This window comes from Arthrobacter sp. 10N44_2, assembly GCF_056394385.1.
Map to the genome: position 1 here is coordinate 173,420 of NZ_JBFTHT010000001.1, position 22,774 is coordinate 196,193.

Annotated in this window: 21 protein-coding genes and 1 riboswitch; of the genes, 7 read left to right on the forward strand and 14 right to left on the reverse strand. The window is 67.1% G+C overall.

Annotation, left to right across the window (positions count from 1 at the left end; all coding sequences use genetic code 11):
• The first annotated feature begins 57 nt into the window (after positions 1–57).
• From AC1DBX_RS00835 to AC1DBX_RS00845, 3 genes are all read left to right on the forward strand, one after another.
• Entirely contained in the window at positions 58–486 is a 429-nt protein-coding gene (locus tag AC1DBX_RS00835) for a nuclear transport factor 2 family protein (protein WP_476930850.1), read from the forward strand.
• Between the two features lie 183 nt (positions 487–669).
• On the forward strand, positions 670–1,641 hold the full coding sequence (locus AC1DBX_RS00840; RefSeq protein ID WP_476930851.1) for a dienelactone hydrolase family protein: 972 nt from the start codon (positions 670–672) through the stop codon (positions 1,639–1,641).
• Between the two features lie 54 nt (positions 1,642–1,695).
• Positions 1,696–2,493: a glycoside hydrolase family 16 protein gene (locus tag AC1DBX_RS00845; protein ID WP_476930852.1), complete on the forward strand. Its 798-nt coding sequence runs from the start codon at positions 1,696–1,698 to the stop codon at positions 2,491–2,493.
• Between the two features lie 9 nt (positions 2,494–2,502).
• Here the strand turns inward: AC1DBX_RS00845 and AC1DBX_RS00850 are convergent, their stop codons facing one another.
• Positions 2,503–2,841, reverse strand: coding sequence for a hypothetical protein (locus tag AC1DBX_RS00850; RefSeq protein ID WP_476930853.1), 339 nt, complete (start codon positions 2,839–2,841; stop codon positions 2,503–2,505).
• A 304-nt stretch (positions 2,842–3,145) separates the two neighbouring features.
• Between AC1DBX_RS00850 and AC1DBX_RS00855 the strand changes: the two genes are divergently transcribed.
• Complete coding sequence (locus AC1DBX_RS00855; RefSeq protein WP_230010018.1) at positions 3,146–3,799, forward strand: aspartate/glutamate racemase family protein; 654 nt, start codon at positions 3,146–3,148, stop codon at positions 3,797–3,799.
• Positions 3,800–3,890: 91 nt separating this feature from the next.
• Here AC1DBX_RS00855 and AC1DBX_RS00860 read toward each other — a convergent pair whose 3' ends face one another.
• The 3 genes from AC1DBX_RS00860 to AC1DBX_RS00870 all read right to left on the reverse strand — a co-directional run bounded on the left by AC1DBX_RS00860 (position 3,891) and on the right by AC1DBX_RS00870 (position 7,042).
• Positions 3,891–4,913: a glycoside hydrolase family 16 protein gene (locus AC1DBX_RS00860; RefSeq protein ID WP_476930854.1), complete on the reverse strand. Its 1,023-nt coding sequence runs from the start codon at positions 4,911–4,913 to the stop codon at positions 3,891–3,893.
• A 364-nt stretch (positions 4,914–5,277) separates the two neighbouring features.
• Positions 5,278–6,075 (reverse strand): esterase/lipase family protein, encoded by a 798-nt coding sequence (locus tag AC1DBX_RS00865; RefSeq protein WP_476886663.1) that lies wholly within the window; start codon positions 6,073–6,075, stop codon positions 5,278–5,280.
• Between the two features lie 361 nt (positions 6,076–6,436).
• The gene (locus AC1DBX_RS00870) at positions 6,437–7,042 is read right to left on the reverse strand and encodes a hypothetical protein (protein WP_476886424.1); all 606 of its coding nucleotides are present in this window, start codon (positions 7,040–7,042) and stop codon (positions 6,437–6,439) included.
• A 125-nt stretch (positions 7,043–7,167) separates the two neighbouring features.
• Here AC1DBX_RS00870 and AC1DBX_RS00875 point away from each other — a divergent pair, with 125 nt between their 5' ends.
• Positions 7,168–7,872 carry a DNA alkylation repair protein gene (locus AC1DBX_RS00875; protein ID WP_476930855.1) on the forward strand — a complete coding sequence of 235 codons (705 nt, stop codon included), beginning with the start codon at positions 7,168–7,170 and terminating at the stop codon, positions 7,870–7,872.
• Positions 7,873–7,930: 58 nt separating this feature from the next.
• Here AC1DBX_RS00875 and AC1DBX_RS00880 read toward each other — a convergent pair whose 3' ends face one another.
• The gene (locus tag AC1DBX_RS00880; protein ID WP_476930856.1) at positions 7,931–9,136 is read right to left on the reverse strand and encodes a cation:proton antiporter; all 1,206 of its coding nucleotides are present in this window, start codon (positions 9,134–9,136) and stop codon (positions 7,931–7,933) included.
• Positions 9,133–9,381, reverse strand: coding sequence for a hypothetical protein (locus AC1DBX_RS00885; protein WP_476873921.1), 249 nt, complete (start codon positions 9,379–9,381; stop codon positions 9,133–9,135). Before AC1DBX_RS00885 ends, AC1DBX_RS00880 begins: the two co-directional genes overlap by 4 nt.
• A gap of 201 nt (positions 9,382–9,582) precedes the next feature.
• A riboswitch (cyclic di-AMP (ydaO/yuaA leader) is annotated at positions 9,583–9,785 on the forward strand.
• Positions 9,786–9,792: 7 nt separating this feature from the next.
• Between AC1DBX_RS00885 and AC1DBX_RS00890 the strand changes: the two genes are divergently transcribed.
• Positions 9,793–10,482 carry a hypothetical protein gene (locus AC1DBX_RS00890; RefSeq protein WP_476930857.1) on the forward strand — a complete coding sequence of 230 codons (690 nt, stop codon included), beginning with the start codon at positions 9,793–9,795 and terminating at the stop codon, positions 10,480–10,482.
• A gap of 145 nt (positions 10,483–10,627) precedes the next feature.
• On the opposite strand, the gene AC1DBX_RS00895 is transcribed toward AC1DBX_RS00890, so the two are convergent.
• From AC1DBX_RS00895 to AC1DBX_RS00915, 5 genes are all read right to left on the reverse strand, one after another.
• Entirely contained in the window at positions 10,628–11,635 is a 1,008-nt protein-coding gene (locus AC1DBX_RS00895) for a sensor histidine kinase (protein WP_476856850.1), read from the reverse strand.
• Positions 11,628–12,305 (reverse strand): response regulator transcription factor, encoded by a 678-nt coding sequence (locus AC1DBX_RS00900; protein ID WP_476856849.1) that lies wholly within the window; start codon positions 12,303–12,305, stop codon positions 11,628–11,630. The genes AC1DBX_RS00895 and AC1DBX_RS00900 overlap by 8 nt, the downstream gene beginning before the upstream one ends.
• A 5-nt stretch (positions 12,306–12,310) precedes the next feature.
• Complete coding sequence (locus tag AC1DBX_RS00905; protein ID WP_476931043.1) at positions 12,311–13,054, reverse strand: DedA family protein; 744 nt, start codon at positions 13,052–13,054, stop codon at positions 12,311–12,313.
• Positions 13,055–13,056: 2 nt separating this feature from the next.
• Entirely contained in the window at positions 13,057–13,866 is an 810-nt protein-coding gene (locus AC1DBX_RS00910; RefSeq protein WP_476930858.1) for a phosphatase PAP2 family protein, read from the reverse strand.
• Positions 13,867–14,016: 150 nt separating this feature from the next.
• A complete protein-coding gene (locus AC1DBX_RS00915) occupies positions 14,017–14,574 on the reverse strand; it encodes a dihydrofolate reductase family protein (protein WP_476930859.1) in 558 nt (185 codons plus the stop codon).
• Between the two features lie 150 nt (positions 14,575–14,724).
• On the opposite strand from AC1DBX_RS00915, the gene AC1DBX_RS00920 reads away from it, so the two are divergent.
• Positions 14,725–15,831: a serine hydrolase gene (locus tag AC1DBX_RS00920; protein WP_476930860.1), complete on the forward strand. Its 1,107-nt coding sequence runs from the start codon at positions 14,725–14,727 to the stop codon at positions 15,829–15,831.
• Between the two features lie 27 nt (positions 15,832–15,858).
• Here the strand turns inward: AC1DBX_RS00920 and AC1DBX_RS00925 are convergent, their stop codons facing one another.
• From AC1DBX_RS00925 to AC1DBX_RS00935, 3 genes are read right to left on the reverse strand one after another with little or no spacing between them, the layout of a single operon-like run.
• Positions 15,859–18,999, reverse strand: coding sequence for an efflux RND transporter permease subunit (locus tag AC1DBX_RS00925; protein ID WP_476930861.1), 3,141 nt, complete (start codon positions 18,997–18,999; stop codon positions 15,859–15,861).
• Position 19,000: 1 nt separating this feature from the next.
• The gene (locus tag AC1DBX_RS00930) at positions 19,001–19,468 is read right to left on the reverse strand and encodes a hypothetical protein (protein ID WP_476871642.1); all 468 of its coding nucleotides are present in this window, start codon (positions 19,466–19,468) and stop codon (positions 19,001–19,003) included.
• Entirely contained in the window at positions 19,465–22,665 is a 3,201-nt protein-coding gene (locus tag AC1DBX_RS00935; protein WP_476930862.1) for an efflux RND transporter permease subunit, read from the reverse strand. The genes AC1DBX_RS00930 and AC1DBX_RS00935 overlap by 4 nt, the downstream gene beginning before the upstream one ends.
• Positions 22,666–22,774: the final 109 nt, after the last annotated feature.

Below are 22,774 nucleotides of genomic sequence, written 5' to 3' on the forward strand. Positions count from 1 at the left end.
TTAATGGGCCTGTGCATGAAACACAGCACGAGCTCCGCCACACCGAGGAGTGATCACATGAGCCAATTTATCCAGCGCCTGCTTGCTGCGTTCAATGACCACGACCTTGAGGCAGCGGCCGCGTTGTTCCATGAGTCGTACAAAAGCGTGCAGCCGGTCCACCCGGGCAGGGCATTTGTGGGACGGGCGCAGATGCACGCGAACTGGGCAGCGATGTTCGCTGGCGTTCCCGATTTTCAGGCAGAAGTGGTCCGCTCCGTGGACGACGGTAATACCACGTGGAGCGAATGGACCTGGGCCGGCACCCGGACTGATGGGCGGCCCTTCGACATGCGCGGGGTGACGATTTTCGAGATCGAGGACGGCCTCATTACGAGCGGAAGACTCTACATGCAAGAGATTGAACGAGGGGATGAGGGCATCGCAGAGGCAGTCCAGACGCTGTCGGGGCGCCGGCCTGCCCGGCCCTCGGAACCCGAGGACTGAAATGGCTGGCCTCAGGCGGCTGGGAGAAGGCTGCGCGCGCGTTTGACCGTTGTGGCCTGGTGCCGGGGCTGCGTCGAGGCGTCGTCGTTGTTGGGAAGTGGCGCCGTCGGGCCGGCCTGTGCAGGACCCTTGCCGGACATCTGACTTCGGAGGAGGATGATCGGCACACTGAGGAGGCCCGCCATGACCCAGCTTGGCAAGTTTGAGAAGTACCTGATTGAGGAATTCTTCGACGACTACCGCTCGGGCGCCATGAGCCAGCATACGTTCACGCGCCGGGTGGCGTTCATCACCGGCAGCATGGCGGCGGCCTCGGCAGCGATGCTCCTGGTGGGCTGCACGCCCGAGGAGGTTCCCCGCAGTACCGATCCCATGCCGACGCCGACGTCGTCCGCGCCGGGGTCCGGCACAGCGTCCGCGGGCGCGGTGCCGGGGGCCAAAAGCCCGTTATCGGTCCCGGAGGGCGCGGCCGGACTGACGACGGCGACCGTGCAATTCGCATCGGGCGGCACCGACATCAGTGGCTATCTCGCACGGCCCGACCACGGGGCCGCCGGACCGGCCGTGCTGGTCTGCCACGAGAACCGCGGGCTGACACCGCATATCCAGGATGTGGCGCGCCGCTTCGCCAAAGCCGGATACGCGGCTCTGGCCCTGGACCTGCTGAGCAGGGAAGGCGGTACCGCTGGCATGGACCCGGATGCTGTCCCGGGAGCACTGACCCAGGCCGGGGCGCAGCGTCACGTTTCCGACTTCACGGCCGGCTTTGACTACCTGAACGCCCAGGACTTCGTTGATCACGGGCGGATCGCCATGAACGGCTTCTGCTTCGGTGGCGGCATCACGTGGCAGTCGGCGACGGCGATCCCGGGCCTGTTGGCGACCTCGGCGTTCTACGGACCCGCGCCTGACCTGGACAAGGTCCCGGCCATCAAGGCGGCCGTCTTCGGCGTCTACGCCGAACTGGACCAGCGGATCACCGGCGCCATGCCGGCGCTCCGGGATGCCCTGGCCAAAACCGGTGTCCGGAACGAGCTCAAGAACTATCCCGGCGTGGACCACGCCTTCCACAATGACACCGGGCCGCGCTACAACCAGGAGCAGGCCACGGCCGCATGGAACGACACGCTCGCCTGGTTTGGCAAGTATGTGTGAAGGCAAGTTTGCCTGAAGCATGGCCCGGACATGTCCCGACCGGATGGAGACGCGATGTTCGCAAACCGCAGGACCGCGGCGTTGAGCGCTGCAGGCGCCTTGGCCCTTGCCGGGTGTGGTGCCGCACCAGTGTCCAGGGAACGGGCGCCGGCGATAGACCGTGCGGCCGCCGTGACGGCCGGGACGCAGGCCGCCGTCTCCGACGGGACGCAGGCCGCCGTCGTCCGCGGCTGGGGCCCAGTGGTGGCGGGGGACGAATTCAGTTACGCCGGGCCGCCTGACCCCGCGAAATGGAAGGTCTTCAAGGGGCCGGGGCACGCGGGCAAGGGGATCCGGAGTCCGGATGCGCTGGTTGTAGGCGGCGGGGTCTTGACTGTCAGCGGCGACGCCGCGGGCACCACCGGCGGCATGTCCGCCAGGTTTGCCCAACAGCGGTACGGCCGCTGGGAGGCCAGGATGAAAATTGGCCAGCGGGATCTGCAATATCACCCCGTCCTGATCCTGTGGCCGAACAACAACATCTCGTCCACGTGCGCCGAGATTGACTACGCCGAAGGGAGCGCTGACACCGCCCAAATCAAGTTCTTCCTGCACTACGCCTGCGGTGGCCCGAACTTCCAGACCACCGCGGCCAAGACGATCGACACCACACAGTGGCACAACTATGCGCTCGAGTGGACCCCCGCCGGGATCGAGGGATACGTCGATGGGTCCTTGTGGTTTGTGGACACGAACCCGGCGCATCAGCCCACGGTCGGGATGCACCAGACGGTGCAACTGGACTGGTTTCCCAACGGGACGCCCACCAAACCCAGCCAGATGCAGGTCGACTGGATCCGCGTTTACAAGTAAGCGTTGCGCTTACTCGCCCGAGGCAAATTCCGGCCGGAACGGGCCGTCAGCCTCCGACGTCCCTTCTCGGTGCCCGCCCAAAGCCTTCAACGCCGCAAGGTGCTCCAGCAGGGCCCGTTCCGGATGTCCGGGATGCGCAGCCAGCTGCTGGCGCAGCAGCTCCCGTGCGCGGGCTTGTTCCGGGGCACTGTCGTCGAGGACGGCGTCAATGATTCTGGCGGCCTGATGTCGGATTCCGGCGGCAGATGCGGCATGTTCCGCACCGGATACCAGGTTCTCGGGATCCTGTTCTTCGAGGCGTCCTGGAGTGGACGACGGCTCCACCGACATGGCTGTTCCTTTGGTCATCGTTCCGGCTGAGTCCGGAACCGGCCTGCCGCCTTCCCCCAATCCCGGGTACTGTACCCGGGTCCTAAGACGGGCCACCGTGACAAACCTACAACGACGCCGGGCCGCCAACCCCACACGGGAGCGAAGTTTTCGCCAAGTTTCATGCACAAGGCACGGTGACGCTGCCCGCGGAATGCTAACGGCCGCCGGCGCCACGGGGCGTATCCGCTGCAGCGCTTGTGTTGGTCATCTGCCCGAAAAGACGCGGAAATACTCGCCGGGTAGCCTCGCACCAACGAACCCGTTCGAAAGGTTGTACGCCATGCGTGTTGGACTGATCCGGGTGATGACGACGTCGGACCGACGCCTGCTCCACGCCCACGGGAAACTCCTCCAGGAAGCATTCGGATTTACCGTCACATCCCGCTGTATTCCGGACCAGCCGTCCGGCGTCTACGACCAGGCGTCGCTCGAATCTGCGGCCCCCAAGGTCGTCCGCCTGGCGAGGGACATGGCGGGGGACGCTGACGCCCTGATTATCAGCTGCGCCTCCGACCCCGGGCTGGCCGCCACCCGGGCAGCCGTGGATATCCCGGTCATCGGAGCGGGCTCCGCAGCCGCGGCCGCGGCTCTGACCTTCGGCGGCCGGATTGGAGTTTTGGGTCTCGGCGCACACGTACCGGGCCCGATCTCGGATGCACTGGGCGAACGCATGCTGCTCATTGACGGGCAGGGAAGGATCGAAACACCCGACGCCTTCCTCATGCCTGCCGGGATTTTCGACGCCCTCGCCGCGGCCCACATGCTGGTTGACGCCGGCGCCGACATGATCGTCCAGGCCAGCACGGGCCTGAGCAGCATCGGCATGGCGGACGTGCTCCGCCGCCGGCTCGGGGTTCCGGTGATCGACGCCGTGACGGCAGCCGGTTCGATGCTGGTCTCAGCGGTAGCCGCCCGGGAACTTCAAGGGGTTTGAGTCCTGCCGCCTGTAGCGGCGCGTCCTCGGCCAACACCAAGGCAGCCCCGCGCCGCAGTACGGCGCGGGGCTGCCTGGCGATTTGCCGGTCCTACTTGTAGACGCGGACCCAGTCGACCTGCATCTGTGAAGGCTTGGTGGCCGACCCGTCGGGGAACCAGTCCAGCTGCAGTGTCTGGTGCATGCCCACGGAGGGCAGGTGCGCGGGGTTCGTGTCGGAGAAGGTCTTGACGCCGTCGATGTAACCGGTGATGCCGGCCGGGGTCCACTCCACTGCGTAGTTGTGCCACTGGGTGGTGTCGATCGTCTTGGCCGCCGTGGTCTGGAAGTTCGAGCCGCCGCAGGCATAGTGCAGGAAGAACTTGATCTGTGCGGTGTTGGTGCTGCCCTCGGCGTAGTCGATCTCGGCGCAGTTGGGGGAGGTGTTGTTGTTGGGCCACAGGATCAGCACGGGGTGGTACTCCGGGTCCCGGGCGCTGGTCCGCATGCGCGTCTCCCACTTGCCGTATTTCTGCTGGGCAAATTTAGCCGACATGCCGCCCGTGGTGCCGGCCGAGTCGCCGCTGACTGTGGCCACGCCATTGGCAACCGACCAGGCCTGCGGGCTCCTGACACCCTTGCCGGCATGTCCGGATCCCTTGAAGACGCTCCACTTGGTGGAGTCGGGGGCGCCGGCCTTGGAGAACTCGTCACCCGCGACAACCGAACCCCAGCCCCGTGCCGTGGCGGCCTGGGAACCGTCGCCGGTCGCGGCGACGGCAGCCTGGGCAGCGACGGGCGCCGTTACCGCCGTCGGCGCCGGAGCGGCTGCCGCTTGGGCGCCAGCCGCAGGCGCGACCGGCGCGGCGGCCCGTGCAGGTGCCGCATCGGTTCCGGGAGCCGCAGGTGCACCGGTGGTGCCGGTGGCAGGCTTGGGGGCCGAGGGGACCGCCGGGTTCGGCGCTGCGGCCACCGAGGCTGGGGCCTTCGCGGCAGGATGCGCGGCCTGGGTTGCCGCCGGGGACGTGGAGCCCGCAGCAGAATGCGCGGCCCCGGTGGCCGGTGAAACGGCTGCGGCGCCCGTCGTGGGACCGGCGCTGCAGCCGGTCAGGGACAGTGCGCCCAGGCTCAGCACAATCGCTACTTTGTTGAGCTGTGGTGCAGTGGAGCGTGCCTTCGGCCGTGCATCTTTGAACGTTGATTTATTGAACAGCGGTGTTTTCTTGAACAACGGACCCCTCCGGGCTTTCGTGGCTGGCACGCACAACCGACGCTGCCTGGGCGGCGGATAATGCGGGAAGTTTCATCCGGCCCCTGCCGCAAGGCATGGGCGAGCAGACGCCGAACGGCGCAACGGGGCCCTGCAAAGGGGCGGTCCGGGGCCCTGCATTCGGGCCGGGCCTCACGGCCAGCCGCCAACGTTACCGGACCGTTACCTCAGCCCGCAAACCTCCCGGATCCGGGACGTTCCGCATGCCGCCTCCGCCCGGGGTGCCGCGCTACACGCAGCTGGGCTGATACGCCGGGTTGCCCGGGCGGCCGGCCGGCTGACCAAGAGCGTCGGACACGAGACGCTGGGTGACGGGGTCGTTGGGCGCCTGGTCATGGTCAATCACATCTGCCGGGCACTTGTCCTGGATGGTGATATTGGTGACCTGCTGGGCCGGGCCGGCGAGGAACTGGCTGGGGTAGGGCGTCACCACCTCGTCGTGCGTCGTGGAGATCACCGTGTAGGCCGGACCAGGAACCGTGTCGCCAATGGAGTTGAGCTCGGTGAGGAATGGTGAACCTGCCTGCTGGTCGGCGCAGGCCTGGCAATTCGACCCTCCCACTGAGGTGGCCGGCGGAACGGCGTCCGGTGTCGGCGTGATGAGCCCGCGGGTTCCGTGGTTGGACGGGGCGATGCCCACAAGGTGGTTCACCTTGTCCGCGCCTCCAAGGAAACCGAGGTAGTAGCGCGGCATCATGCCGCCCTGGCTGTGGCCCACGAGATCAATTTTCCTGGCACCGGTCGAGGCCAGTACCTTGTCGACAAACGGGGCGAGCTGACGGGCTGAGTCTGCCACCGGGCCCGTGGCGTCGACGCCGTTGGTCGCACCGTAGTTCAGCGCGAAGACGCAGTAGCCCTGGCTCTTTAGCGCCGGCGACATCGTCGCCCAGTTCTTCGCCATGTTTTCGAAGGTTCCCGGCACCAGGACCACCGGGTAGGGGTGGGCTGCCGAGGGCTTGCAGGACCAGTCATTCGCGCCGGGCGGCGAAACGTCAACGGTGTCGGCCTGGGCCGCCGGCACACCCATCAGGGATGCGCCGAGCAGCGCCAAGGTCGCAGCGGCCAGGGTTGCGAGTGCTGCGGGCGTTTTCGGGTGTGGCACGGATTACCTCTTCGGTTGGACGCGTCATCTGTGACGGTCTGTGGAAATGGAAGTGAGGTAGGGGATCAGCCCCCGCTGTGATCCGACTCACGTCTCTCAATTCACGCTAGGGAAGGTGCTCCGCGGATCGCTCCAACATGCACGTTTGTGCATGCATTTTTCGACGCCGCTGGTGCCAGGTGGGGTTGCGTGGAGAGACTGCTGCACAGTTGTGCAGGTAGGGGCATGCCGCCCGCCGTCGCCCCCGGTCACCTCACTCTCCGGTCACCTCACTTCTCCGGTCACCTCACTCTCCGGGCGGAAAATCATAGGAGGCCTGGATCGTCGCCGGCGCTGTGCCGTAGGACAGGACGATCTCGTCGTGCGCCTTGAACGGGAGGTCCCGGATCCCGGCGTCGAACTTCCGGCCGTTCACGTAAACGGTCCAGCCATCCAGCGAACCCCCACCGGTGCCGGGGGCGCCGTTGCCACCGAGGACGCCCCACTCCGTCAGGAGCTGCCCGAGGGTGAAGACCTGGCCGGCGGTGGGGGACTCGATGTGGACCACGCCCGTGGTGTCGTGGGTGTGCAGGGCTGAGATGCCGTTGGCCCTTTGGTCAGCTCCGGTGGTGATGCCGATATTGGCCGGCACCGCGATGGGCTTGCCGTCCTTCAGCACGTCCAGATGTGCGTGATAGTGGTCCACGTTGCCCTCCGCCGTCAGCACAGTGAGGCCGGCCTGGGCGATCCGGCCGGGCGCCCCCGTGATGTCTAATGCGAAATCAGGGGCCGGCGCCGCGGATGCCGCAGGTGACTCAGGCGACGGTGCGGTAGATGGCGCAGGGGCAGCGCATCCTGCCACCCCCAGCGTCATGGCGGAAAGTGCGATGGCGAGTGTCAGCTTGGTGTGCATGGTTGCGTAAACCGCTTTCGATCGGAGGCTTGCCAGTTCAGTCTAGGCAGATGGTCCGGGCCCACCGCCCAGGAGGGCTTGGCACCGCGTTTCCGCCGCGAGCCGCGAGGGGAAAGAATGGACAGGTGAGTGATGCCGGCGAATTCATCGACCTCTCGCTGCAGCGCGAAGCTTCCTGGCGCCGCGCTGAGCAGCTTCAGGCGCGGCTGGAAACGGAGCCGGCGGGCAGCGGCCTCCGGTTCTACGGCACGTCCGTGGGCGCCGTGCGCGGCACGGTCCGGGATGCCGGCCGCCGCTATCCCGGGCTGTCCCGCGATGAGGTCACTGCGCTGAGTTCCGAACTGTGGGGCTCCGCGCTCGGAGGCTCCGGCCCGGGGGCCGCGCCGGTTTTCGAGCGCCGGCTGGCCGCCGTGGTCCTGCTGCAGGCCAACGTGAAGCTGCTGACCAACTCGGACCTCACCCGGCTGGAGGGCTTCATCCGGCAGGCGCGGGTGCGGGACCTTGTGGATCCGCTCGCCGTCGACGTCGTCGGGCCCCTGGTGGACGGACTCGATGTTCTGGCCAGGGTGCGGGCCGACAGCGTGCTGGACCGGTGGGTGCGCGAGCCCGATGCCTGGCTGCGCCGGGCCGCGCTTCTCTCGCCGTTGCTGGCGCTGCGCGCGGGCGCGGGGGACTGGGACAGGTTCCTCCGGCACGCCAACGAGGTGCTCGGCGAGCCGGGCGGGACGTTCGACGCCGACGGCACATCAGTCCGGGATGCCGTCTCCCGGGTCCAGGCAGAGATGGCAAAGTGGAGGCCGGAGCTGCAATTCACGTCAATTGGAGAATGACCCTCCGAAATTTCGCCGCCGGCTCGGCTTTGGCCCAGGCATTTAGACATTCGGACTGTCAGGCCTTCGGACCCCCCGGATCGCCCTGCCCAACGGCGCTGCCGGAATTTCCGGACTTGCCGCCGGCATTTGCCGGGACCGCGAAAGTCCTCGCCGCCCGTGACCCGGCGACGGCGCCCGCGGCTATGGTGACCAGCGCTCCCACCAGCAGGGCCGCGGCCTCGCCCGGGAGCAGGACCTGAAGCTGCGTGCCGATGCTCGCCGCAGCCACCGGTACGCCAAGCTGGGCCGCCGACAACACCCCGAGCGACAGCGGGAGTCCCAGGAAAGCCAGGTCGGCGTGGGCCAGCAGGGCCCCGGCCCCCAGCAACAGGCCGAGGGCCATCATGTCCGGGTGCCCGGCCAGGTCCCTTAGAGTCAGCGATGCACCCAGCCACACGAAGAAGAGCGGACCCAGGAAGCCGTCGCTGAGCGCGAACAGTTGCCGGGCCAGCCGCCGCGGTTCGCCGACCGCAGCCATCACCAGGCCGAAAGAAAAGCCTGCCATCATCACAGACACATTGCTCCACGTCGCGACACCGGCCAGGGTGAAGAGCACGGCCAGCTGGATCCGTAGCTCCAGGGCAAACTTGCGGCTTTCCGAGAGCCGGTGCACGCGCCGACGGATTCCCTGGCGCTCCAGCCAGCGCAAGCCGACAAAGAGCACTACCGCGCACCCGGTCACCGCGAGGACACCCAGCGCCGCCTGGACTGCGTGGGGCGGATCCACCAGGAGCGGCAACGCCACAATGCAGGCTGTGTCGGCTATTGCCACCTGCGCTGTCATAGCGACGACATCTGGCCCGCCGAGGCGCAGGGAATCGACGATTGGAAGCACCAGGGCGGCCGACGAGGAGGCCAGCAGCACGACGTAGAGGGGAGCATGTCCAGTCCCGAACAGCAGTCCGATGCTGGTTCCGATCGCCACCGCTGCCGCTGCGGCCACCATCGCCCGGCGGGAGCCTTTGCCGAGGGCGCCACGGATGTGCGGATCCCGCACGGGAACGTGGGTGCCTGCCACGAACATCATCAGCGCAAACCCGATATTGGCCAGCAGGGTGAACGTCGGGTCCGCGGGGTCCACCAGGGCCAGGCCTGAGCGCCCGATCGCGATGCCGGCCAGCAGCTCACCCAGCATGACAGGCAAGTGCCAGCGCGCCGGCAGGGCCAGCAGGGGTCCAGCCAAGGCGATGACGGCGATCAGCGCCAGCGACAGGAAGGTCACGGTTCGCGGCGGCCGGCCGGCGTCGGGCCTGACCGCCGTTCCACCACCGCATAGGCCTTGCCGTCCAGGAAAGCCCAGTCGTTGACAACCATGTACCCGAGCGCGTCCACCCGGTCATTGAGGATGTGCTCGTCGAAACCCCCGTCGCGCGGTTCCGCGTCCCATGTGCTCACGTGGACGTCCCCGCCGTCGAGGATCAGCAGCTCGGTGTTGACGTCGAAATCCTCTTGGGGCTGAGTGCTCAACTGGCAGATGGCGACACAATGGCTGTTCATTTTCGGGCCTCCGCTTCCGGTGGTGCTGATGGCATCATCCTATGTTCGGAAACGGCGCCGCCCTATGGGCAAATTGCGGCCCGGCATCACGGCTCCGTTACCTGAATGTGACTTTCGGGTGCGGTTCGCGCTACGGTTGATGAGTGCCTGTTGTCTCCGATACGGGCGCTCCCCAGCCGATTGCCTAACTCTGCCGCGGCCCGGGGGTAACTCGCATCAACGTCCGGCAGAGACGGGGAAACCACTTTTGATCTGCTGATATGCAGGTCTTGGGGTGAAGCCGCACAGTGCCCGCAACGACGGGCCCGGGAGTGCGGCCGGGTGCCTCCCATCCGAATCCGACAGCTCACCTCGCAGGCATTGGGAGAGGCTACATTTTTCATGACTTCAGTCAATACTTTTGCGCGCCATGCCGCCGTCCTCGCCGCCGCATCCGGCCTGGTCCTGACCAGCGGAATGGCCGCCAACGCCGCCACCGCCCCCGTGCAGCGTGACTCTGCTCCGGCGTCGAACGTCGACGTCACCGGACAGGTCAGTGCCCCCGTCAGCGCCGATTCAAGCGTCAAGATCAGCTTCGAGCGCCCCGCAGTGGATTCTGTTGCCGCGCCGGTCATCGAACAGCCCGTCGCACCGGCTCCGGCTCCCGCTGCAGCCCCGGCGGCAGCGCCCAAGGCTCCGGCCAAGCCGGTCATCCAGGTGCAGGCCGCTCCGGCAGCAGCTCCGGCTGCAGCGCCGGCTGCAGCGCCGGCCGCGGGCGGACGCAACGCCATCATGCTCTCGGCCGCCTACAGCCAGGTGGGCATCACCCAGGACTGCACCGCCATGGTGGAAAAGGCCCTTGGCGCCGCGGGTAAGCCCGTTGGCGACATCGGTCCCCGCGCGTTCCTTGGCCTTGGAACCGTTGTGGCGACGCCGCAGCCCGGTGACATGGTGGTCCAGTCCGGCCACGTCGGCATCTACGCCGGCAACGGCCAGGTGGTCAGTGGCGGCATGAACGGCAAGAACCAGACCATGGTCCACCCGCTGTCCTGGCTCACCGCGACCGGCGGCGTGACGTTCGTCCGCGCCTAAGCCGCACGGCCCCGACCCGGGGCCAGACAGTCCGGAAAGACCGGCGCTCGAGTTCCCTTGGGGGCAACTCGACCGCCGGTCTTTCCTGTCTTCGCATTCGGGAGTCCGGGATCCCGACGGCATATCTTTCCCCGGCGGATGGACCTCAGGGATTCCCGCTGCCCATGAGCGGAAGCGTCAACTTCATGACGGTTCCCTCGTCGCCCGTCGCGGCCACTTCGACGCTGCCCCCGGCCGCGACAGCAATCTCCCGGACCAGGGCCAGGCCGATGCCAAAGCTCCGCTGTCCCTGTGAGGTGCCGGTGCCGGCCGTCCGCACGAACCGGTCAAAGATCCGGGCCTGATCGACGCCGGTGATTCCGGTCCCGGAGTCCGCCACCGTGATCACGGCGCGCTTCTGCTCGATTGAGGTCGTGATGGACACGCGGCCGCCCGGAGGCGTGTGGGCCAGCGCGTTGTCCGCCAGGGCCAGCACGGCACGCCGCAGCGCATTCTTCTCGATCCGGGCCAGCGGCCGGGCATCGGCAGAGAATTCCAGACGCACCTGGCGCTGCTCTGCCACCTGCTGGAGGCTGCCGGCGACGCTGGCGGCAGCGTCGGCGAGGTCGGCAGGGGGCGCGGAACGGTCCGGGGCCTCCGCGGTTGCCGCGAGGAGCAGTTCGTTGACAATCCCTGTCAGCGTCGCGGCGTCCTCCCGGATCCGGGCCAGGTCGTGGCTTTGCCTGGAGCCGGGCACAGTGTTGCGCTGGGCCAGCTGGATCCTGGTGTCCAGGATGGTCAATGGCGTGCGCAATTCGTGGCTGGCGTCCTGGACAAAACGCCGCTCCCTTGCCAGGGCATCACTGAGGGGACGAATCGCGCTGCGCGCACTGAGCCACCCGACGATTCCGGCCAGCAGGATTCCCGCCACCCCGGCGATGATCATGGCTTCGAGGACGTCCTTGGAATCCAGGTAGGTGTAGGCCGTCCCGGCCCCCGCCGTGCCCGGCACTTCAGGATGGGCCAGTTGGTTCGTGAGGTATAGCGCCGTGGCGGCGAGCAGCCCGAGAACCATGACCGCGCACGCAGCACTGATCCGCACCGCGACCTTGAGGGAAGCCTTGCGCAGGATGGAGTGGTCCGGATTTCCGCCGGCCGGCCGTCCGTCACTCATGGGCTTCGCCGATCTGGTATCCGAGGCCGTGCACCGTGCGGATCACTGCTTTGGAGATCTTCCGGCGCAGGTGATGAACATAGGTATCGATCACGCCGGGCTGTTCCGAGGCGTGGAAGCACGCCGCGAGGAGCTCATCCCGGGTGAAGACGCGGTCCGGTTCCGCGGCCAGGGCAGCCAGCAGCTGGCCTTCCTTTGCGGTCAGTGACACCGTTTGCCCGTAGACGGAACGGACGGAGCGCTGCGTTGGATCCAGTTCCCAGTCCCCGATCGCCACCGGTGCCGGGGCCGGGGGAGTGAAAGTCCGCGTCAGTGCGCGCAGGCGTGCTGCCAGTTCGCCGGCGTCGAACGGCTTGGTCACGTAATCGTTGGCGCCGGCGTCCAGGCCCCTGACTTTTTCGTCGGCATCGCCCAGCGCGGTCAGGATCAGGATGGGCGTGGCAATGCCTTTCGAGCGCAAAGCCGTAATGAGGGCGATGCCGTCCATGCCGGGCAGCCCGCGGTCCACCACCATGATGTCCCAGCTCCCGGTCAGCCCCTGGTGGAGGCCGTCGCGGCCGTTGGTGACCAACTGGACCCGGTAGTCCGGGTCCAGGAGCTCGGCGATGAGCGGTCCCAGGACGGCGTCGTCCTCGACGAGCAGCAGGGACGGAAGGTCAGCGGAGGTCATGTCAGCTATTCTTCCGCGGCCATTTCCTCAGTCCGCAGTCCGGCCCCGGGTTCTTCTGCCGTGTCGCCGGCGGCTTTGTCTGCGGTTGCGGCTGCGCCGCGGGAGTTCCGGCGGCGTTTGAGGAGCTGCACCACCCCCGGCACGACGGAGACGAGCACCATGGCCACGACGATGGCGTCGATGTTCCTGGCGATGATGTCAAAGTGCCCCAGCCAGGTGCCAAGCATCGTCACGGAGGCTGCCCACGCGACGGCGCCGGTGATATTCCACAGGGTGAAGGATTTGTAGTCATAGCGCGCGGTCCCGGCGGTCAGCGGAGCAAACGTCCGGACCATGGGGACGAAGCGGGCCAGCACGACGGCGGCCCCGCCGTGGCGGCGGAAGAAGTCCTCCGTGGTGGTCAGGTGCGCTGTCTTCAGGATCCGGGCGTCGTCCTTGAACCATCGCCGGCCAAATTTCCGTCCGAGCATGTAACCGACCTGGTCCCCGGCGACCGCGGCCGCGGTGACGACGCCGATCAGCACGGGCAACGTCAGTTGCAGCTGCTGGTGCAGAAGTCCTGCTGTGAACAACAGGGAGTCGCCGGGCAGGAAGGGAAAGAGCACGCCCGATTCGATGAAGACCATCACCGCGATCACACCCAGGGCGGCCGGGCCCAACCCGGCGAGCAGGCTTGCGGGGTCCAGCAGGGACAGTGTTCCGGCGGCGTGTACGGCCGGAAGGGCGGCAAAAACGTCCATGGCGGGCATTCTCATTTCTCCTCACTGCCCAGCGGCCGGCTGCCCGAACGGGCCCGAATCCGCTCCGCTATCCGCGGCGCGAGAAGGTTCCACAGTCCCGCGAGCAGGACCACGGCCGCGCTCGAGGCCAGGAACGACGCCGCGACATCAGTGGGGTAGTGAACGCCGATGTACAGCCGTGACCAGGCTACGACGAGGGCCATCACGGCCGCCGCGAGGGCCGTGACCTTGGCCCAGCGGGTTCCACGGGCCAGGAAGCACACTGCGAATCCCAGTGCCACCGCAAAGGACACGTGGCCGCTCGGGAAGCTGTTGGAACCCGTTTCCGGAGCCAGGGGATCGAACAGCAGGGCAGGGCTGGGCCGCTGGCGGGCCACGAGGAGCTTGAAGAATTCACTTGCCACCCAGCCGGATGATGCCACGAGGCCGAAGGCAATCGCCTTGGCCAGGCCGCCGCGGAACAGCCAGATGTACAGCGCCGCGGCGCCGATCAGCGCGAGGCCCGCCACCGGGCCAAACACAACATTCAGCGCCATCGCGACGGCGGTCAGGGCGGCGGCGTGGTGCTGGCTCAGGTCCTGATCGACCCCGAGCTCGGCGGCACTGAAGCCGGGTGTCAGCTGCGCCGCCAGGCCCAATGCCACGACGGCGGCCGACAGCAGGACGCCCAGCACTAACCAGTGGCGGACCTGGGGGAGGGCCCACAGCCGGGGACCCGCGGCGGGGCGCACGGCGTCGGGACGGCTTGGTGCTCCACTTCGGCTGAGTGCTCCAGCACCGCCCAGCGGCGCATCGCTCTTAACAGGGGCAGGTCCAGTCATGGGATCCTCCGGCTCGGGACAAGGGCGCCCGGACAGGCGACGACTCCCACTCTTCCGCCAGCCCGTTAAGAAACGCTTAAGAAAGTGACGCAGCGCCGGCCGCAGCGCCGGCCGCAGCGGGGTGCCGCAGGCCCGGCTGCTCCGTGCCGGCTACGCGGCGTAGCGCAACAGCGCCACCCCGTTGCCGAAGGCGCGCGTCTCCAGCAGCCGGAGCTGGGCTTTGCTGTCCGCAGCCTTGAGCAGGGGCCGGCCCCGTCCGATCAGGACCGGATGGACGTACAGCCAGTATTCGTCGATCAGCCCGAGCCGCCGGAAGGTGTCGGCCAGTTCTGCCCCGCCGAGGGCCAGGTCCCCGCCCGGCCGCTCTTTCAGGGCCAGCACTTCTTCCGGCACCACATCCCGGACCACGGTGGTGTTCCAGGCGGCGGATGTCAGCGTCCGGGAATACACGATCTTGGGCATGTCCCGCCAGATCCGGGCGAACTCGGCCATCACTGCGCCGGCGGCCGGGTCCTGGTCCGCGGTGGGCCAGAACTCTTCCATCAGCTCGTAAGTGACGCGGCCGTCAAGGAAGGCACCCATGGTGCTGAGCTGTTGGTTGAAATGGCGGTGCAGCTCGTCGTCGACCATGTGCCAGCTGATGTCGCGGTCCGGGCCCTCGAAGAATCCGTCGAGGGACACCTGCATGGCCAGGATGATTTTGCGCATCGCCGCTCCTTACGTTTTCACCAGCGTACGCCGCTGCTTCGGATGGCAGACCCACTTTTTCCCGGAGACGTGCCCTTGCGCGGGAAGCCGCTTGCGGGAAGAATGCTGGAAGTCTATGGCCCCACCGCGGTCAGTCACCTTCGGGGAAGTATGATGCCTTCGAACGATTCGAACAACAGCACGGGGCCGGTCCCGAAGCCTGAGGCGGCCCCGCGGCACTACCGCTCCGGCGGGCACCGGGCCAACGACGGTTCCCGGCCCGGTCTGCGGTCCCGCGCCCGGCGTGAGGGGAGGACCCGGCGACAGTATCTGACGGCGGCCGCCGTCGCACTGGCCCTCGTGGCTGCCGGCGTCTATGCAGGCGTCCAGGCGGCGCTACCCGTTGACCCGCCGGCCGCCGCAGCGACGCCGACGGCGCCGGTCACGGATGCCGGCCGGACCGTTCCGCCGGCATCTGACCTGCCCGCAACTGCTTCGCCAACAACTGCTTCGCCCGCGGCCGGCGCCGTCCCGGCGGCCGCCGGGAAGCCCGCTGAGATCCCCGCCGTGCCTGCCGTCGCGGTCCCGGCCATTGACCCGGAACTGGACAGCCAGATCAACGGGATCATCGCGGCCAACAGTGCCTATGCCCTGGGGGTGTCCTTGATCGATGTCTCCGACGGCGTGGTCCACGGCTACGGGATCCAGGACAAGTTTGTGGCCGCCAGCACGGCAAAGATTCTGGCCGCGTCGGCGTATTACCACCTCGTTGAGACCGGCCGCGCCTCGCTGACCGCCCCCATGGGCAACTCGACTGCCGGCACCCAGATCCGCCGGATGGTCCAGCAGAGCAACAACGATTCGTGGGCGCTGATCCTGCGGGCGGTCGGTGCGCGGGGCATCACGGATTACGCCGCCTCGATCGGGATCACCTACGACCGCACGGTCAACCTGCTGACGCCCGCAGAAATGGCCAGGACCCTCCAGCTGCTCTACACGGGACAGCTGCTCAATGCCCGCAACACCGCCCAGCTCCTGTCCTATATGCAGAACACCAACTTTGAGACACTGATCCCGCCGGCGGTTCCGCCCGGGGTAGGGGTTCACCACAAGTACGGGCTGCTGTTCGGAAACCTGCATGACGCGTCCGTCCTGGACAAGGACGGCCGGGCCTTCGTGTTCGTCGTGTACACCCGCGGCAGGAATTACTCCGATATGGGCCCCCGCACCCAGATCATTCAGCAGCTCACCCGGACCGTGACCGCCGCCCTGTTCTGATGGTTGAGGTTCTGACGCCTGCCGCTGTTAGACGGACACCGGCCCGTCGGCAGCGCGCTCCCTCTCCCTGGTCTTCCTGGACTTGGCGAACCGGAGATAGAGCGAGGGCACGATGAACAGATTGAGCAAGGTGGAGGTGACCAGGCCGCCCAGGATAACCACGGCCATGGGGTGTTCAATTTCATGGCCCGGGATGTTGCCCATGACAACCAGGGGTACCAGGGCCAGCCCGGTGGCCAGGGTAGTCATGAGGATGGGCGAGAGCCGCTCCGCCGCCCCGCGCATCACCAGGTCGCGGCCAAAGGTTTGGCCTTCATAGGTTTCCAGATGCTGGCAGTGGTTGATCAGCAGGATGCCGTTGCGCGCGGCGATCCCCATCACCGTGAGGAAGCCAACGAGGGACCCGAGGGACAGGACGCCGCCGGTCATGTAGGCGGCTATGACCCCGCCCACCAGGGCTACCGGCAGCGTCAGCAGCGACAGGACGGCCAGCCGCCAGCTGCGGAAGGACGCCTGCAGCAGCAGGAGGATCAGGACAAGGGCCGCCGCGGAGTAGATCATCAGGCGGTTCGTTGCCGCCTCGCGCTCGGTGTATTCGCCGAGAAGCTGCACGCTGTATCCTGCTGGCAGATCCAAGTTCTCCAGCCGCGACTTCAGCTCGCCGGCTACGGTTCCCAAGTCCGCTCCCTGGGCCAGGAAGGATCCCACCTCGACGCGGCGGGATCCGTTGGTGCGGTCAATCTGGTTCGGCGTCGCCTGCAGGCTCACGTCCGCGACGTCGGCGAGGCGAACCCGCGCTCCGCTGGGCGTATCGATGGGCAGATCCTCGATGGCGGTGACGGACGAGCGGGTGGCCGGGGTGCTCCAGACCTGGACGTCGTAGGCCCGGCCGTCCCGGAAGACGTCGCCGACCTCCTCGCCTGCCACGAGTGTCGCGGCCGCACGCCGGACATCTCCCGGTTTGAGGCCGTACTTCTGCGCCGCGGCCAGGTCAACCGTCACGGCGATCTGGGGGACTTCCACCTCGAGGGAAACATGCGGGTTCTCGGTGCCCTGAATCGAGTCCATGATGGTCTTGACCCGTTGCGCCTGTTCCCGGAGCACGTTGAGGTCGTCTCCGTAGACCCGGACCAGGATGGGTTCGCTGGCGCCGGTGATGACCTCTTCAATCCGCTCCTTCAGATAGGTCTGGACGTCACGGTGCAGCCCCGGGTAACCTTTGACCACTTCCTCCACGGCGGCCACCGTCTCGTCGTAGTCGGCGTGGCGGTCGATGCTGATCCAGTGTTCGCCGGCATTGACACCGACGATTTCGTCCGCGGCGAATGCCTGCCCGATGTGCGTGCCGCAGTTCAGGACGCCGGGGACCTTGAGGAATTCCTCACAGCCGCGCTGGGAGATCCTGAACTCTTCCGCGGCAGAGGTTCCCGGTTCCGAGATCCAGTGCATCAGGAAGTCCCGTTCCTTGAACGTGGGGAACAGGGACGAGCCCATCAGGGGAGCGAGGAGCAAGCCCACGACGGCAAGCACGCCAAAGCCTGCGTAGCCGAACCGGGGCCGGTTCATGGCCTTGGACAGGGCGGCGTGGTAGCCGCGTTTGAGCACACGGACCAGCGGCGCATCGCGTTCTTGCAGTTTGGCATTGCCCAGCAGAATCAGGGCAAGAGCCGGCGTCACTGTCAGCGCCACGAACATGGAGGCCAGGACAGCCAGGGTGTAGGAGACGGCCAACGGCCGGAAGAAGACGCCGGTCAGCCCGTCCAGGAAAAAGATCGGTACGGCGGCGACCACAATGATCAGGGTCGCGTAGACGATCGGGCTCCGCATCTCCAGGGAGGCTTTCAAAACCACCGACGCCGCAGATTCGTCACTGCCCCGGGCGCGTCGCTGCCGAAGCCGGCGCATGATGTTCTCGACGTCGATGATCGCATCATCGACCACGACGCCCACGGCTATGACCAGCCCCGCGAGGACCATCGTGTTGATCGCACTGGAGGTGAAATAGAGCACCAGTGCGGCGGTGAGCAGGGACAACGGAATGGCGACGATGCTGATCAGGGCCGTGCGCCACTGGAAGAGGAACGCCACGAGGATCATGACGACCAGCAGGCAGCCCAGCAGCAGCGCGATGCTGAGGTTGGAGATCGCCTCCTCAACGAAGCTGGCCGGGCGGAAGATCGTGGTGTCGAAGTTGATACCGCTCAGGCCCGGCTGCAGCTCGTGGAGGGCCTCCTCCACGCCTTTGGTCACGTCCAGTGTGTTGCCCCAGGGCAGCTTCTCGACGATCAGCATGAGCCCGTGACCGTTGTTGATCACGGCGTCACCAATCAGCGGCTGATGGTCCTCGACAACCTGGGCAACGTCGCCCAGGTGCAGCGCCACGCCGTCCTTTTCCCGAATGGTCACCTGGGCCAGATCGGCGGGGGTCTGGATCGGCTGGACGTGCCGGACCCCCATCCTTTGGGTGGGACTGTCAATGAAGCCGCCGGTGCCGATGAAGCGTCCGGGCGAGTATTTCAGCAGCCCGGCGTCGAGGGCGCCGGCGGTGACTTCCATGACCTGGTTGAGGGAGACGTTCTGGGCCTTGAGCTTGTCAGGTTCCACCTGGACCTGCAGCATCTGGAGCCGCTCGCCCCAGATGGCCACGTTGGCCACCCCGGGGACCCGCAGCAGCCGGGCCCGGATGGTCCAGTAGGAAAGCATGGACATTTCGATGAGCGAATGTTCCGACGACGTCATCCCGATCTTCATCACGCGGCTGGTCGCGGACAGCGGCTGCAGCATCACCGGCGGGGCGGCCCACGTGGGCAGCGCCGCAGTCACCGAAGCCATCCGTTCCGATACGAGCTGACGGGCGTTGAGCAGGTCAGTGCCCTGATGGAAGAGCAGCACGATCGAGGACAGCTGGGGTACGGACTTGGACCGAATCTCGTCCAGGCCCGGCATGCCGCTCACGGCGGCCTCGATCGGCACGCTGACGAGTTCTTCGACTTCCTGGGCGGTCAACCCGAGGCACGCGGTCTGGATTTCCACGCGTGGCGGGGCGAACTCCGGGAACACGTCCACGGACGCGGAACCCAACTGCAGGGAACCGAGCAGCATCACGGCACACGCGAGGGCCACAACAACCGTCTTGAAACGGAGGCTGATCCCGATGAGCCAGCGCATGTCACTCGGCCGTATCGAATTCGGTGCCGAGAAGTTCCTCGGCCCCTGTCGTGACAACCACGGTCCCTGCCGGCGGCCCGTCCGTCAGGACGGCGACGTCGCCGTTGATGCGCTGGACGGTGATGGACTGGCGGACGTAGACCTGGGGCTCGGGGTTGGTGTAGACCCATGCGTTGCCCGAGCTGTCGTAGAGTATGGCCCCGTAGGGGACGGTGAGCTTCCCGGTCTTGGGATCTACGGCAATCACAGCTGTCGCGATCCCGACCCGTTCAATGGCGTGCTCGGTGAGGGTGAGCCGGTGAAGGTCCGTGCCGGGGACTTCAGCGATAGCCGCCGGTTCGCCTTCGGACGGTGCGGCCTCCGGCGCCTGGGCGCAACCTGTGGCGGAGAGAGCGGTGAACGCCGTCACGAACAGCGCAAGGATGAAAACCGCGACCTTGTGGCCCCGCGGCGAAAGTGTGGAGTTCACGGCGCATCCTGGCTTTCAGTTGGTGCTGCGGTGCCCTGACCGGTCCGCGCGCTGGGTGCTTGCTTCGGCTCGAACCGAAGCAGCACAGCGGGCACAACAAACAGGGTGAAGAAAGTTGTTGTCAGCAGGCCGCCCCAGACGATCACGGCTAGCGGCAGGATAATTTCCGTTCCGACGACGCCGCCCAGAAGGACCAGGGGCAAAAGCGCCAGGGCCGTGATCACGGTCGACAGCAGGATGGGTCCCAGTCTCTCCTTGGTTCCGCGGACCACCAGCGCAGGCCAGGGCGCCGAAGCATCTGTTGCCCGTAAATCCCGGACCTGGCCCGTCAACAGGAGTGTGCCGCGCACGGCGATCCCCAGCACAGCGGCGAAGGCGACCAGGGCCACCAGCGAGTTGACCCCGCCCGTGGCCTGGGCGGCCAGCACACCGCCGGACAGTGCCAGGATCAGGCCCAGGAAGAGCGGGCCGGCGAGCCGCCAGCTCCCCGTCGCCGTCTGCAGCAGCACCAGGATGCCGGCCGCGGCAACCGCCGCGAGCAGCCAGAGCCACTGGTAATTGTTCTGCTGCTGGGCGTATTGGGTGAGGATCTCGGCGTGATAGGAAATCGGGAACTGCATCTGCTGCAGGGCCGTGTTGATGTCTCCTTCGATGTCGCCCAGCGGACGGCCCTGGATGTCGGCCTTCACATCGATGCGCCGCGAGGTGTCGTCGTGCAGGATCACGGACTCGTTCCCGACCATGGTCACCTGCGCGACGTCGCCGAGGCGGGCGTGCCCGCCGGTAGGGGTGTCAATGATCAGGTTGCGGACGCTGTCCAGGCTGCTGCGGGTGGCCGCATTCCCCTTCACAATGACAGAGAAGACCTTCTGCTGTTCGTACAGGTTGCCGACTTCGATGCCTTGCAGCAGGGCTGCAGCCGCGCGCCGTACATCACCGGGGACGACGCCGGCTTTTTGGGCCGCGGCGAGGTCCACTCTGACCTCGGCGATCGGCTGTTCGGGGGGCAGGTCGACGTGGGGATTGACGACGCCGGCTGTGTGCTCCAGGATTGTTTGGACCTCCGCCGCCTTCCGCCGCAGGACTGTCGGGTCCAGGCCAAAGACCCGGACGGCAAAGCCGCTATCGGCTTCTTCGCGGATCCGGTCGATGCGTTGTTGCGGGTAGGTGGAAATTTTGCTGGTCAGGCCCGCGTAGCCTGCGATCACGCGGTCGACGGCGGCGGCCGTGTCCGGGTAGGACGCGTCCGGGGCCACGGTCACCCACAGCTCGCCGGAGCTGACGTCACCGACCTGATCCGAAGTGATCGCGCGCCCGACGTGTCCTCCGACATTGGCCACGCCCGGGACGGTGCGCAGTTCTACGGCAGCAGCCTCGGTGATCCGGCTCATTTCCTGGTCCGAGGTGCCTGCTATCGCGCTCCAGTGCACCACCAGCGTCTTGTCCGCCAGCACCGGCACCACAGGACGGGTCCCGGCCAGTTGGGGTGCGAGCGCCAGTCCGGCCACCGCCAGCACCGCCGCGGCTGCGAATACCCACCGCGTCTTTTGCGTCAGCCGCGTCACGGTCCGGCCGTAGGCGCCTTGCAGCCGCGCCAGGGAACGCCGTTCCGGCGCCTTGGAACCGACCGGAAGGACGAACGCCAGTGCCGCCGTGACCGTGAGCGCCACGATCATCGAGACAACCAGGGCCAGCAGATAGCTCTGGACCAGGGGTCCGAACAGGGCGCCGTTCTCACCGGAAATAAAGAGCGCGGGCATGACGGCCAGCGCCATAATCAGCAGCGAGTAGAGCATTGGCGTGCGGGCTGCCCGCAGAGCGCCCGGGATCACGGAGTCGCGTCGGCGCTCGTCCTGTGACTGGTCCTGGCCGGCCTCCGTCCCGCCGTCGGCAGTTTCGTGGCCGGACCTGGCCGCGGCGCTGCGTGCCCGCGCGATGCCGTTCAGGTCTTCCGCGACGTCGCCTACGATGACGGCCAGGGCAAGCACCATGCCGGCCAGGACCATGGTGTTCATCCCGGTGCCACGCAGATCGAGCACCAGCGCTGACGCGGTCAGCGATACGGGAATCGTGATCAGGGTGATCAGGGCCGTGCGCCAGGAACGGAAGAAGGCCCCAAACAGGGCAACGATCAGCAGCAGCGCGATCAGCGCAGCGACGCCGAGCGTCCCGACCTCTTCGTCGATAAAGGAGGCCTGCCGGTAGACGCTGGTATCGATCACGACTCCGGGCAAGCCGGGCTGGAGCTCCCGGAGGACCTCGTCAACGCCCCGAGTCACGTCCATCGTGTTGGTCTCCGGGAACTTTTCGATGACCAGCAGCAACTCGGCTTCATTGCTGAGCAGGGCGTCGCCGATCAGAGGCTGGTGGTCGGTTGCCACCGTTGCCACGTCTTTGAGCAGGAGATTGCCGGCCGGACCTTGGACAGGAACCTGGCCCAGGTCTTCCGGCGTGGTGATAGGCAGGACATGCTGGACGCCGATCCGCTGGTGGCCCGTCTCGAAGAAACCGCCGGTGCCCGGTGTGGATGCTTCCAGGTAGCTAAGTGGCGAAACCCACACGGAGTTGCCGGTCGTCTTGATGATTTCGTCCAGCGTGACGCCCTTGGCTTCGAGCTGTGCCGGGTCCACCAGGACTTGAAGCTGCTGGTCGCGCTGGCCCCAGATCGCCACGTTCGCGACGCCGGGAACGGCAAGGAGTCCGGGCTTCATGGTCCAGCGAGCCAGCACGGACATGTCGATGGCGGACATGTTTTTGGACGTTAGCCGGACCATCATGACCCGGCTGGTCGAGGACAGCGGCTGCATGAGCACTGGAGCCGCCGAAACATTCGGCAGTGCACGCGCCTGGGTCAGCCGTTCCGAGACGAGCTGGCGCGCCCGCAAAATGTCGGTCCCCGGCTTGAAAACCATCTGGATCGACGAAAGGCCGGGCACGGATTTGGACCGGATGGCTTCAACCCAGGCCACCCCGTTCAGCAGGTCGGCCTCCATGGGCGAGGTGACGAGTTGCTCAACCTCGGCGGCCGAGAGTCCCAGGGCTTCAGTCTGGATCTCTACCTGCGGCGGGGCGAATTCCGGAAAGGCGTCCACGGACATGCCCGGCAGATTGGTGAGCCCGAGGGCCAGGATTCCTGCCGCGGCGGCCAGGACCAAGAGCCGGAACTGCAGCGTCCAGCGCACGATTGCATTCATCATGGCCGGTACCCCGCTGGCTCCTCCGTGGTGCAGGGGCTGGCGGGATTACGTCCGCGTCGGCGTCGCCGGTGTCCCGGGCCGTCGGGGTGGGCGGAGGGAGGGGGCGGGT

Excerpts from the sequence above, each read along its gene's own strand:
- AC1DBX_RS00835 (WP_476930850.1), top strand. The coding sequence starts at position 58 with ATGAGCCAATTTATCCAGCGCCTGCTTGCTGCGTTCAATGACCACGAC.
- AC1DBX_RS00840 (WP_476930851.1), top strand. The coding sequence starts at position 670 with ATGACCCAGCTTGGCAAGTTTGAGAAGTACCTGATTGAGGAATTCTTC.
- AC1DBX_RS00845 (WP_476930852.1), top strand. The coding sequence starts at position 1,696 with ATGTTCGCAAACCGCAGGACCGCGGCGTTGAGCGCTGCAGGCGCCTTG.
- AC1DBX_RS00850 (WP_476930853.1), bottom strand. The coding sequence starts at position 2,841 with ATGACCAAAGGAACAGCCATGTCGGTGGAGCCGTCGTCCACTCCAGGA.
- AC1DBX_RS00855 (WP_230010018.1), top strand. The coding sequence starts at position 3,146 with ATGCGTGTTGGACTGATCCGGGTGATGACGACGTCGGACCGACGCCTG.
- AC1DBX_RS00865 (WP_476886663.1), bottom strand. The coding sequence starts at position 6,075 with ATGGGTGTGCCGGCGGCCCAGGCCGACACCGTTGACGTTTCGCCGCCC.
- AC1DBX_RS00870 (WP_476886424.1), bottom strand. The coding sequence starts at position 7,042 with ATGCACACCAAGCTGACACTCGCCATCGCACTTTCCGCCATGACGCTG.
- AC1DBX_RS00890 (WP_476930857.1), top strand. The coding sequence starts at position 9,793 with ATGACTTCAGTCAATACTTTTGCGCGCCATGCCGCCGTCCTCGCCGCC.
- AC1DBX_RS00895 (WP_476856850.1), bottom strand. The coding sequence starts at position 11,635 with ATGAGTGACGGACGGCCGGCCGGCGGAAATCCGGACCACTCCATCCTG.
- AC1DBX_RS00900 (WP_476856849.1), bottom strand. The coding sequence starts at position 12,305 with ATGACCTCCGCTGACCTTCCGTCCCTGCTGCTCGTCGAGGACGACGCC.
- AC1DBX_RS00905 (WP_476931043.1), bottom strand. The coding sequence starts at position 13,054 with ATGCCCGCCATGGACGTTTTTGCCGCCCTTCCGGCCGTACACGCCGCC.
- AC1DBX_RS00910 (WP_476930858.1), bottom strand. The coding sequence starts at position 13,866 with ATGACTGGACCTGCCCCTGTTAAGAGCGATGCGCCGCTGGGCGGTGCT.
- AC1DBX_RS00915 (WP_476930859.1), bottom strand. The coding sequence starts at position 14,574 with ATGCGCAAAATCATCCTGGCCATGCAGGTGTCCCTCGACGGATTCTTC.
- AC1DBX_RS00920 (WP_476930860.1), top strand. The coding sequence starts at position 14,725 with ATGATGCCTTCGAACGATTCGAACAACAGCACGGGGCCGGTCCCGAAG.
- AC1DBX_RS00925 (WP_476930861.1), bottom strand. The coding sequence starts at position 18,999 with ATGCGCTGGCTCATCGGGATCAGCCTCCGTTTCAAGACGGTTGTTGTG.
- AC1DBX_RS00935 (WP_476930862.1), bottom strand. The coding sequence starts at position 22,665 with ATGATGAATGCAATCGTGCGCTGGACGCTGCAGTTCCGGCTCTTGGTC.